This window comes from Mycobacterium nebraskense, assembly GCF_002102255.1.
Lineage (GTDB): Bacteria > Actinomycetota > Actinomycetes > Mycobacteriales > Mycobacteriaceae > Mycobacterium > Mycobacterium nebraskense.
Genome location: NZ_LQPH01000068.1, coordinates 1 through 9835, shown reverse-complemented (window position 1 = coordinate 9835; position 9835 = coordinate 1). Strand labels below are relative to the sequence as shown.

Below are 9835 nucleotides of genomic sequence, written 5' to 3'. Positions count from 1 at the left end.
ACGAAGCGGTGGCCACGACGACGGTTGTGGCCACCGCTTCACCCTGCCCGCTTGACAAAACTTCTCCCATATCAGGTCGCGAAGCGAACGTCGAGGGGCGGTCGCCAATGGTTGTTCGGTGTGCGGCGTCATGTCGACTCGCCGCCGCGGGCGAGCACCATTGTGGCGAGGATCAGCAGCCCGGCGAGCCAGCCGAGGCCGATGAGTAGTGGCCCGCTCTCGTCGAAGCCGGCGGTCAGGCCGGTGCCGAAAAGTACTCGGGTGACGCCGTATCCGGGCAGGAAGCGCGCCAACTGTTGAGGTTCGGGACGCAGCATGGGGCTTTGGATGATGCCCAAGTCGAGGAACGGGATCAAGAAGGCAACGAACACTCCGGCCACCTTGCCCAACAGCGGCCCGATGACGACACCAACGAGGGCGTAGGTGGCCGCCACCAGCAGGTTGGCGGCGATGTATGCGGGCCACTGCTTGGCTTCGAAGACGGTGGCGGTGACGGCCATGGTGGCGGCCGTGATGACGATGGCCGCGGTCGCGACCACTCCGAGGCGCGCCGCCAGCACCACTGTGGTGCGATAGCCGGATAGTCGCAGGCGCCAATCGCCGCCGGCAGTGTCGACTACGACGAACATGCCCACCAGTGCGGCCAGGGCGCCGATGCCGATCGGTGCCATCGCTCCGGCGTGGATCTCCGGGAACCAGAACGGCTGATTGGATGTGACACCATTTTCGGTGACCGCAACCAGGAGCTGGCGTCCCGGGGTGGTCGCCTTGGCCAGCAGCACAAAGGTCACAGGCACAAGCACCAGCAGCACCAGCAGCACCGCGTTGCGGCGCAGGTCAACTAGCCCGAACCGCAACGCGGTCAGGAGTTGACCGGCCGAGCGGTGAGGCCGCCGCGCCGTGCGTGAACCCGCCGCGACCACCGCCCCGGCCACCACAAGCGCACCGAGCATCCACACGAATGCGAGTCCGAGATCGCCGAGCCGTCCCGCATGGTGTGACGGTGTGCCGACCATCCACAAGGTAACGAAATGCGTCGGGAACCAGCGGGTGAATACGTAATCGCCGCCGCTGCCTGCCGGTCCGACGAACACGTCGATCATCTAGATCAACAAGATCACCACCGCGCCGTTGACGGGGTTGCTGACCGCGACCCCGACCAGCGCGCCAATCGCCAGATAGATCAGTGCAAACATCAAGGTGCCGATGATCACTCGGCCGGGGTGGTCGATACCGGTACGCACCGTCAAGGCGACCAACGCTACCGCCGACACCAGCACGGCCATCAGCAGGCCGGTTCCCGCCCGGGCGGCCAGCAGCCGCCGTGGGGGCAACCCGGCCAGCAGCCGCCGTGGGGGCAACCCGGCCAGCAGCATTCGCTTGTCGGCGGCTCGCGCCTGGCAGATCTGGAAATACATCGCCAGCCCCGACAAGAATCCGGCGGCCCAGCCCGCCGTCGCGGTTTGGGTCGAAAGACCCGGCCGACCCCGCAACAGCTCCATCGCATCGGCGATCGAACCGGCAGCAACCAGCACAAACACCAGCGGGACGATGATCAGCATAATCAGGTTCACCGGATTGCGCACGTAGTCGGTGATGAAACTGCGGGTCAGTAGAAGCGCCGGGCGCCACTGCTCGTGGGCCGCGGTCGTCATCGCCGATCAGCCTGCCCGTCGCACTGTCCGTCGCATAGCCGCCCCTCGCACAGCCTGACGACGCGGTCGAAGCGCTGTTCGTCGGCCACGAAATGACTGATGATCAGCACCGAGCGCCCATCGTCGCGTCGACGGCCAACGAGGTCCCAAAACTTCAGGTAGGTGTCCCAGTCGAACCCAGCGTACGGCTCATCCAGTAGCAGCACCTGCGGGTCGGCCAGCATCGCCAGGGTCAGGTTGAGCTTGGCCAGCGTTCCGCCGGAGAGCCGATCGGCCCGGGTACCAGCATAACGTTGAAAACCTAAGGCTCCATAGAGGTCTCGCCGTGCACGCCGCTCCGCCTCGTGGGTCATCCGATACGCACGGGCGAATAGCTCGATATGCTCATCGCAGGTGAGTCGCTCGTAGACCACCGGCTGCTGTGGGCAATACCCCACCACCCCCGAGCGAGTCACCGTGCCGGTGTCGGCGGCCAGCTCACCCACCAGGATCTTCATGATCGTTGACTTGCCCGAGCCGTTCTCCCCCGCCACCCCGACGACCTCGCCGGGCAGCAGTGCCAGATCGACGCCGCGCAGGACCTGCTGGCGATGCCCAAACGGCCACATACCGCGTCGGAAAGACTTCTCGATGCCCTCGGCCGTCAATACCGGCGTGACGGAGGAGCCGACTATTCGAGGCTCACGCGCCGCTGCGGTGTCCACCATCTTGTCCCCCTACTGTCGCCGACAGTGACTACGCCGATTAGCCACGGCGACAACGAACGTCCACCAACGACATGTTGACGTCGAATCGTCAGCACCGCGAACACACATGGGATGGTGTGACTCACAGGCGCCTACCGCCAAGGGGACAACGGCTGTTGCATTCGGGACCAAAGTCATCTGCACAGCCGACCGCACGCCCCCGCGATTGACTGGATATCTACTATCTGCCCAAAGGGTCAGTAGATGATCGGGGGTCACGGTGGCCAAAGCCCGAGCAATGTCGAACGATGGCACCGGTACTGGGACAACAAGTCCGGCTCCCATGACCGCGAGATGAGGTTCTTCGCCAGCATCGTATTTGGGGATTCACGTAGCTGGGCTTGCTCGCAGGCTAGCTGTGACGTGCTGGAGGTGGCGATCGGCACGGGCCTGAACCTGGATAGGTATCCCGACGATGTGCGGCTAACGGGAATCGATCTCAGCGAGGAGATGTGGGCGATCGCCCGTGAGCGGGCACGGGCGCTGCGCCGTGACGCCGACCTGCGGCGGGAGACGCGGATGCGCTGCCGTTCGATGACGCCAGCTTCGACACCGTCGTCTGCACGTTTGGGCTATGTGCAATTCCCGACATTGGTTCAGCGCTAGACGAGATTGCTCGGGTGCGACGACCGAGCGGGAGATTGATCTTGGTCGATCACGTCGCCAGTTCATCACGAGTGGCGCGTGATGTTGAGCGTGCCGCTCGAGGTGGTCACCGTACCGATCGGCGGGGAGCACTTCTTGCGTCGTCCGCTCACTAACGTCCGCCGGCGAGCATTCACCGTCGAGCGGGCCGAACGGTTCAAGCTCGGATTGGTCGAACGCGTTGTCGCCCAGAACGTCACGAGTGCCGTCTAATGGCTGCATCGCACCCGTGAGGCTCGGTGGGTGTCCCAGTCAATGACTCACACGGTCGTTCTCGTGGTCAGCGGCGTGCAATGGGCGAGGGTTGGAAACGGTTCCCAGCGACCGAAGCTGCGCAGCGGACCCATTGCAGCCCTCACGTGAAAGACTCTGCGTCATGTGTACGCGACGGTGGCCGCCACCGCCCTATCCAACAACGTTGGATAGGGCGACATTCACCTGCATGCCGCGCACCAGTGAAGCGCGAATCGGGAGCGTGGGACGGTTTTGACTTGGCGTTAAATGTCCTTCGGGCACCATCCACTTCGGTGACACCTGTCGTCGAAGCCACACAACCAAACTCGGAACCGGGGCGGTCATGACGGCGGCGGCGTGGCTCTTTGGAGCTGGTGGGGTGATCCTCATCGGCCTCGGCACGTTCTTCATGTTGGCTCGGCCCTCCCTCCTGCCGGAAGACCTCCGTTATCTAAAGCGCAGCGCCGTCGACATCGACATGGCGGTACCGCAGCTGCGCCGATGGCTGCGGCTTGTGTTCATCGTCCTTGGCGGCTATGCCGTGAGCACCGGAACGCTCACCGTTTACCTAGCAGCCACAGGCCTGCATCACCCCCATTGGTCGGTGGTGGCGGTGCTAGCCGTCACAGGAGCCGTGTCGATCGGAGTCATGGCCGTGGTCAACTTCGTACTGCGTTCCGCGTTTCGCTGGCTGCTCTCAGCGTTCGCGGCAGTGTGGATTGTGGCGACTTTCGCGGCCGTGGTAGCACACTAAATCAAAGGCGAACGTCACGCCATCGTCCTTCGATGACGCGATGAGGTACATCGAAACGCATCACAAAGTCTAAAAACAATAGCGCTGGCATCATGCGAGACAGCTGGAGCCGGATTCCGCCCCGTTGGCGGCCGCGGCGGCCGCGCGAGAGGGGCCGCGGGCGCGGCGGCGCCAGCGGGCGAAGCAGCGCGGGCACCGAGGACGATTTTTCCCATCTTCGTGGCGGATCCTAGAACCGCATAGTTGTCCAGATCTTGATCGTCATGCCGGCGTGCGCACCGAAGCGATGGACGGGCGTGAGAGTGTCCGCAACTTCAGTTTCATGGTGGAGCATTTTGAAATTTGCGGCGCCCCCCACAGCGTCCCCTATGGGTTTACTCGCGATGCGGCCGGTGAACTGCATGACATAACCTTTGTCAACGACAGTTAAAGAATGCTAGTTGCATCAGATGAAAGTTATTGCACCCCCAGATGATTGGTAGATTCGAGCAGGTTCGACGAGGTGGCGGCATTGACAGTCATGCTCGGCGCCCGTCGACCCTCGGCCACACCTGTTGTGCGTGGGCCACCAGCCTCCTCGAGCCCAATACGTCATCGTGACGAATTACAGGGTAGCGCAGACACATAACGGCGCGACGGTCGACAAAGATCGGGCAAGCCGAGCATTAGGCGTTCGAGAGACTTCGGACGGTTGTCGGCTTGCTAAGGAGCTGTCCCGGGTTCATTTCGCAGGTTCCGCGTCTCGATGACGTCTCACTTCTTCGTGCTGAAGAGAGTGTCTTCAACGCGATGGCCGATGGGTAATTATGCTGGCCGCCAGCGTCTTTCGTAGCGCGTCATGGGTAATCGTCATTACCACGTATCCGGCGGCTAATAGACAACCAGCCGCGCACTCCCATTTCGGCGCGATCACCTGGTGCCAGGCAAATTCGCGACAATTGATGTGCGCCAGGTGATCCAACCTCGCTCTACGTCGCGTGGGCCATCTTCGCCAAAGCCCATGGCCCACAACGGCACTACGCCTGTGCGGTGGGCAGTTTGGGCACGGCGCGGATCAGGTCATGTTCGGCGTCATGAGCCACGCGTAATTCTGCATAACACGTGGTAGTTGCCGCGCAAATTTTTCCAGGGTCAACGGACTCGACTCGGGACGCTGCATTGGCGCTCAATCGCATCTGTACCTGGGGTCGGTTTAGCAACGGAGCGAATCTGGTTGTTTGTGAACTTGCCGCACGATCAGGCGGTGACGCGTCGCGGCCGACGTCGCAAATCCCACCGCCACTTAGAGGCCTGGTTGCCCTACACGCGCGGGACCTAAGTACCTACCCTGTGGGGGTATCGGCACGCTACATTGGGAGTTGTGAGGACAACACGGCCAAGAACGGAAAGTCTGATGAAATCTCAAACAAAAACGGCGATCACGCTGTTCGGCGGTGCAACAATGCTGATTTCGGCGGTCGGATTCGGTGTTAGCGAATTGGCAAGCAGCACGAGCACACCGATTGCGACGCCTACCTCCAGCGTGGCGCCGGCGCCCCCCGCCACAGCCGGTCCCGGTCAGTCCACCACGGACTTTGCGGCTCCCGGTGGTGGCGACGGAGCGGGAGCACCCCCCACGGGCATAATCGTGTCGCCGCACCCTACGCCGCCCCCTTTGCCGCACCCCTGACCGCGCACGGCTGTCGGGTAGTCGTATAGGACCGTCGCCATAATAATGGTGCCGGTCGACCGTCGTCGTAATAATGGCAGCATGCTTGGCCGATCAGCGGGTGGTTGTGGTCGAGTGCTCTACCAGCGCCAACGGATATTTGTTGCCCTCGATGTCGATGCCCAGCGCCACGACGCAGCAGGATTCGGCGAAATGCACCCCGTCGATCATGAATGCGACCAGATGCAGCCCGGACAGACCCGCGGCGAGCAGCTCGGCTAGGGCGGTTTCGGTCATCGCGACGAAGCAGCGGGAGGCCGTCGACTTGCTTGTCGCAGAGGACTTTTCGGCGACCCACTCGCCGACCTAGTCCAGACTGACCGGATACCGGCGCGTCGAGAGCGCGGCGAGCATCTTCTCCATCGCCATCTTGCCCAGCGCCTCGGTCGACGTGAACAACGCATACGACGCAATCGCCAACTCCCCGGACCCGTCGGCGGCCCGCACCCGCGGGCGGGTCACTGGCACTCGCCTTCCACCCAGGCTCACCGACCCACGCCCGCGCCGCACCGCAGTCCGCGCCTCATCGTGCCTGCCCTTCGGGCCGGTCTTGTTCTCCGTAGAGCCATCCCAGAGCCCGACCGGTCTTTTGGTGCCGTCGGCACTGATCGCCAGGGCAACCACCACGCAGCGCTTAGCCATGCGCTCCCCGTCGAGCATGAGCACCTTGATGTCCTCACCGGAAAGGTCGCAGGCCATCAGCTCGGCCAGCGCGGTCTCGATCTGGCGGACGAATCGGCGCAATATCGCGGACTTCGACGTCGACTTGTCAGCACCGGCGATCTGCTCGCCGGTGCGGGCATGCCGGCGGGTGGCCACCCCAGCCAGCATCCGCTCGATCACTATCTGCGCCATCAGGTCCTCGGAAGCAAAATGGGCGTAGCTGGCCAGCGGCACCTCATGCCCATCCAGGCTGCGCGCTCGCGCCCGGGTCACCGAAACACGCTGCCCACCAAGGGTTACCGAGCCCTTCTTGCTGCCGTGGCGCGCCGCGGCCCGCTCCGGGTCGTGTTTGCCCTTCGGTCCGGCGATCCCGGTGACCTCGGCCTGAAACATCTTCCACGAAGACTGGGACAACCTCAGACCAGATCCTCAGATTCGCAGCGCCCGATTCCGCCCCACCTCCCGCCGACGCCGCGTTGAGCGGCGGTTGTGCCGCCCGTGCCTGCGAATTCTGACCGTAAAGGCCGTGAGGCCACCTGCGCTAGGGACCAATGCTGCCTGACCGACGACAGGTCTCGCTTCTAGCGTCTAGTGTCGAAGGCGGAATAGCGGGCTTCGCGTTGTGTGCGGGACTCGGTCTGGAAGAAGGGACAGCTAAATGGCCGGTGGGCAACAGCATTTCGGCGTCGTGGTCGGTGTCGACGGGTCAGCTGCTTCCGACGCGGCCGTGCGGTGGGCTGCCTCTGAGGCGGCAATGCGCAAACTTCGGCTCACGCTTGTGCACGCGTTAGCCACACCGGCCCTGCCGCGGCCCGCTGCGCCCATGCCCGCGGAGTTGCGGCAACGGCAGGAAGTCGATGCGCGGGCCATCATCGACGATGCGGTCAAGGTCGCCGAAGACACCATCACGGACGGCGGCCCGGCTGAAATCGAGGGCCAATTGTTCTTTTCCGCGCCCGTGCCGACCTTGGTCGATATGTCTAGAGACGCGCACATGGTGGTGGTCGGCGCTCGCGGGCTGGGTGCGGTTCGCAGTGTGTTGCTGGGATCGGTCAGCACCGGGCTGGTCCATCATGCCCACTGTCCCGTCGCCGTGATCCACCCCGAGGCTTCCAAGCAGTCGCGGGCCATGCATACGGCGGTGCTGCTAGGCAGCGATGGATCGCCGGCCTCGGAGCTGGCCACCGCGATCGCGTTCGAAGAAGCATCGTTGCGGGGCACGAGATTGGTGGTCCTATACGCCTGGAGCGACGCCGATGTAGCTCATAACCCGAGCATGGAGGAGGGGGCCCTGCGATCGGCGGCTGAGGAAACCCTGGCCGAGCGCTTGGCAGGCTGGCGGGAACGCTACCCGGACGTCAGCGTCACCCGTATCGTGGTGTACGACCGGCCGGCCACGCACCTTCTGGAGCGCTCCGAGTTGGCCCAGCTTGTCGTCGTCGGCAGTCATGGCCGTGGCGGTTTCGCCGGAATGCTCCTCGGGTCGGTCAGCACCGCAGTGGCACATGCGGCCCGCACACCGGTGATCGTCGCCCGCAGCCAGTAGCGCCCAACGGATTCCCCGGCCATGCGCCGCGAACTTTGTTGCATTACAGAAGATCTGGAAGGTGCAGCGTGGGTGAGCATATTCGGGCGTCGACCCGAAACCTATCTATGTCGACCACGGCCTGACCGGTACCAACCGCGACCGCCCGGGCCTGCGCGAAGCTCTCGCGGCCTGCCGCCGAGGCGACACCTTGGTGGTGACCAAGCTCGACCGGCTCGCTCGCTCCGTCCCTGACGCTCGCGACATCGTCGACGGACTCACCGCCGGCCGCGTGCGTCTTAACATCGATGGCTCGCTGCACGACCCGACAGACCCGATCGGCTGTCTGCTGTTTACGACTCCGTCGATGATTGCCGAATTCAAGGCCAATCTTGCTCGCGCCCGCACCCGAGAGGGGATGGCGGTCGCCCGGGCCAAGGGCCGGCTGCGCGGCAAGCAGCCCAAGCTCAGCCCACGACAAGAAGCCCACCTGGTCGAGCTCTACCGCGCAGGTGCGCACACCATAGGCGAGCTCGAGGAGCTGTTCCGGTTACCCGCTCCACCATTCACCGCGCCGTCACCCACGCCGGCGGACGCGCTGGCGCGGCTCCGAGGAGCCACACATGACCCATCTCGTCGCGTGGCCCAACGGGCGCGATCTTCCACGACTTGACCTGTCGCGGTTACCCGCTCCGCGACGGCGTGGTGATCCGCACGTCCGGGACGGCCGACGGGCGCGGTACTGCTGCCCGGTCAGCGTCCAGGAGTGGCTGAGCGCGTCCGACATCATCGCACGGGCGCTCCGGACCCAAACTCGCACTCGCACAAAAGAAATCTGGTAGGGCCGCCGTGACGCCCACCCTACTTAGAACCCGTCCGACCCAGAGCACGATCACGAAAACAACCAGATTCGTTCCGTTGCTACGCCGACCCCCACATCCATAACGTCGTCCTCGGGGATCTGTTGGTATTTCCGTGTTGCGGCCGACTAATTCGCCTAGGAAGCCAGTCATGTCAGGCACCCAGCAGCCGCCGTGGATGAGATCGAGTGGCGGCGGACACCAGGACCAGGACTGATCCCGTCTTAGATGCGCGCATGCGCCACAGGCCAATTCGTAACTGTGACGTATCGCGCGCGATGTTCGGGGAATACGAGGCGTGGTCGACGCTTTGGCGCAAGCCCGGTCATGGTGCTCGTGCCGCGGCCGGCGATTGCCGGCGCCCGTCGTGGCGGGCGACAACCCCTAATCGTGCCGCCGCAGTCGGCGGTTGCTTGTTTGGCCGCGTCGATTTCCGCTGCTGTCTTGTGGATCCCGCAGCGAGTGGATGCCTGTTTGCCCCCCGGTACACATAGGGGACTTAAGTCATTACCCCGTAGGGGTATTGCCCGTGATCATAAAGGTCAGTGCTTCTCCCACGATGATAAATGAAGGAACTGATGAAATCTGAAGCTCGGACGCCGATCGCGCTGTTCGGCGGTGCCCTCATACTCGTGTTTGGGTCGGATGCGGCGGTGGCGTCAGTAAGTCGGTAAACAGCACGACTACAACGACAGCGCCCTCACCTTCATACGGTCACGAAGTTCCCAGTGCACCCGGTGGTTGTATTCCTCATGCGAACTGCTAGGCCCTGACCAGCTATTGGCATTCGCCCGTTTCGCTCGCCACTACGCAATGGCGCTTCTACTCAGTGGGAGGTACAGAATTGACAACCGCCCATGGCCACTCGCCCCGACGAGTGCTATCACTATTGGCTGCCTGCGTTGTACTGATCGTCGCGCTGCTGGGCCCTCCGGGAGCGGCGGGTTTGACCGCTCATGCCGACCCTGCGGTGGCGTCCCAGGAGCGGTGTAAAAGTGGTCTGACATAGGTTCCGCTCGCTTGCGTTGATGATCCTATGCGGTGG

The 9835-nt window shown here is 63.7% G+C and carries 9 protein-coding genes and 3 pseudogenes; 7 read left to right on the top strand and 5 right to left on the bottom strand.

The window, feature by feature from the left end; all coding sequences use genetic code 11:
- Window positions 1-128: 128 nt before the first annotated feature.
- Both AWC17_RS33980 and AWC17_RS07660 read right to left on the bottom strand, forming a co-directional pair.
- Window positions 129-1655: pseudogene (locus tag AWC17_RS33980) on the bottom strand (ABC transporter permease).
- Complete coding sequence (locus AWC17_RS07660; RefSeq protein WP_372517416.1) at window positions 1652-2263, bottom strand: ATP-binding cassette domain-containing protein; 612 nt, start codon at window positions 2261-2263, stop codon at window positions 1652-1654. Before AWC17_RS07660 ends, AWC17_RS33980 begins: the two are co-directional and overlap by 4 nt.
- A 342-nt stretch (window positions 2264-2605) precedes the next feature.
- Between AWC17_RS07660 and AWC17_RS33810 the strand changes: the two genes are divergently transcribed.
- The 5 genes from AWC17_RS33810 (at window position 2606) to AWC17_RS32590 (ending at window position 4464) form a co-directional block, all read left to right on the top strand.
- The gene (locus AWC17_RS33810) at window positions 2606-3007 is read left to right on the top strand and encodes a class I SAM-dependent methyltransferase (protein WP_264056370.1); all 402 of its coding nucleotides are present in this window, start codon (window positions 2606-2608) and stop codon (window positions 3005-3007) included.
- Window positions 2926-3162 carry a class I SAM-dependent methyltransferase gene (locus AWC17_RS33805; RefSeq protein ID WP_264056371.1) on the top strand — a complete coding sequence of 79 codons (237 nt, stop codon included), beginning with the start codon at window positions 2926-2928 and terminating at the stop codon, window positions 3160-3162. The genes AWC17_RS33810 and AWC17_RS33805 overlap by 82 nt, the downstream gene beginning before the upstream one ends.
- The gene (locus AWC17_RS33385) at window positions 3086-3259 is read left to right on the top strand and encodes a hypothetical protein (protein WP_231588689.1); all 174 of its coding nucleotides are present in this window, start codon (window positions 3086-3088) and stop codon (window positions 3257-3259) included. The genes AWC17_RS33805 and AWC17_RS33385 overlap by 77 nt, the downstream gene beginning before the upstream one ends.
- A gap of 364 nt (window positions 3260-3623) precedes the next feature.
- A complete protein-coding gene (locus tag AWC17_RS07650; protein WP_046186759.1) occupies window positions 3624-4034 on the top strand; it encodes a hypothetical protein in 411 nt (136 codons plus the stop codon).
- 271 nt (window positions 4035-4305) lie between these two features.
- Window positions 4306-4464 carry a hypothetical protein gene (locus tag AWC17_RS32590; protein ID WP_156174204.1) on the top strand — a complete coding sequence of 53 codons (159 nt, stop codon included), beginning with the start codon at window positions 4306-4308 and terminating at the stop codon, window positions 4462-4464.
- Between the two features lie 971 nt (window positions 4465-5435).
- Here the strand turns inward: AWC17_RS32590 and AWC17_RS32585 are convergent.
- From AWC17_RS32585 to AWC17_RS34140, 3 genes and pseudogenes are all read right to left on the bottom strand, one after another.
- Window positions 5436-5579 carry a hypothetical protein gene (locus tag AWC17_RS32585; RefSeq protein ID WP_156174203.1) on the bottom strand — a complete coding sequence of 48 codons (144 nt, stop codon included), beginning with the start codon at window positions 5577-5579 and terminating at the stop codon, window positions 5436-5438.
- Window positions 5580-5796: 217 nt separating this feature from the next.
- Window positions 5797-5979, bottom strand: a complete 183-nt coding sequence (locus tag AWC17_RS34145) for a hypothetical protein (RefSeq protein WP_082123182.1) — start codon at window positions 5977-5979, stop codon at window positions 5797-5799.
- 309 nt (window positions 5980-6288) lie between these two features.
- A pseudogene (locus tag AWC17_RS34140) lies at window positions 6289-6798 on the bottom strand (transposase); the annotation flags it as partial.
- A gap of 265 nt (window positions 6799-7063) precedes the next feature.
- Between AWC17_RS34140 and AWC17_RS07635 the strand changes: the two are divergent.
- Entirely contained in the window at window positions 7064-7951 is an 888-nt protein-coding gene (locus AWC17_RS07635; RefSeq protein ID WP_046186383.1) for a universal stress protein, read from the top strand.
- 103 nt (window positions 7952-8054) lie between these two features.
- A pseudogene (locus AWC17_RS07630) lies at window positions 8055-8557 on the top strand (recombinase family protein).
- The last annotated feature ends 1278 nt before the right edge of the window (window positions 8558-9835 follow it).

What these genes read in the sequence shown, in the direction of transcription:
- AWC17_RS07660 (WP_372517416.1), bottom strand. Translation starts at nt 2,263, where the DNA reads ATGTGGCCGTTTGGGCATCGCCAGCAGGTCCTGCGCGGCGTCGATCTG.
- AWC17_RS33810 (WP_264056370.1), top strand. Translation starts at nt 2,606, where the DNA reads ATGATCGGGGGTCACGGTGGCCAAAGCCCGAGCAATGTCGAACGATGG.
- AWC17_RS07650 (WP_046186759.1), top strand. Translation starts at nt 3,624, where the DNA reads ATGACGGCGGCGGCGTGGCTCTTTGGAGCTGGTGGGGTGATCCTCATC.
- AWC17_RS34145 (WP_082123182.1), bottom strand. Translation starts at nt 5,979, where the DNA reads ATGACCGAAACCGCCCTAGCCGAGCTGCTCGCCGCGGGTCTGTCCGGG.
- AWC17_RS07635 (WP_046186383.1), top strand. Translation starts at nt 7,064, where the DNA reads ATGGCCGGTGGGCAACAGCATTTCGGCGTCGTGGTCGGTGTCGACGGG.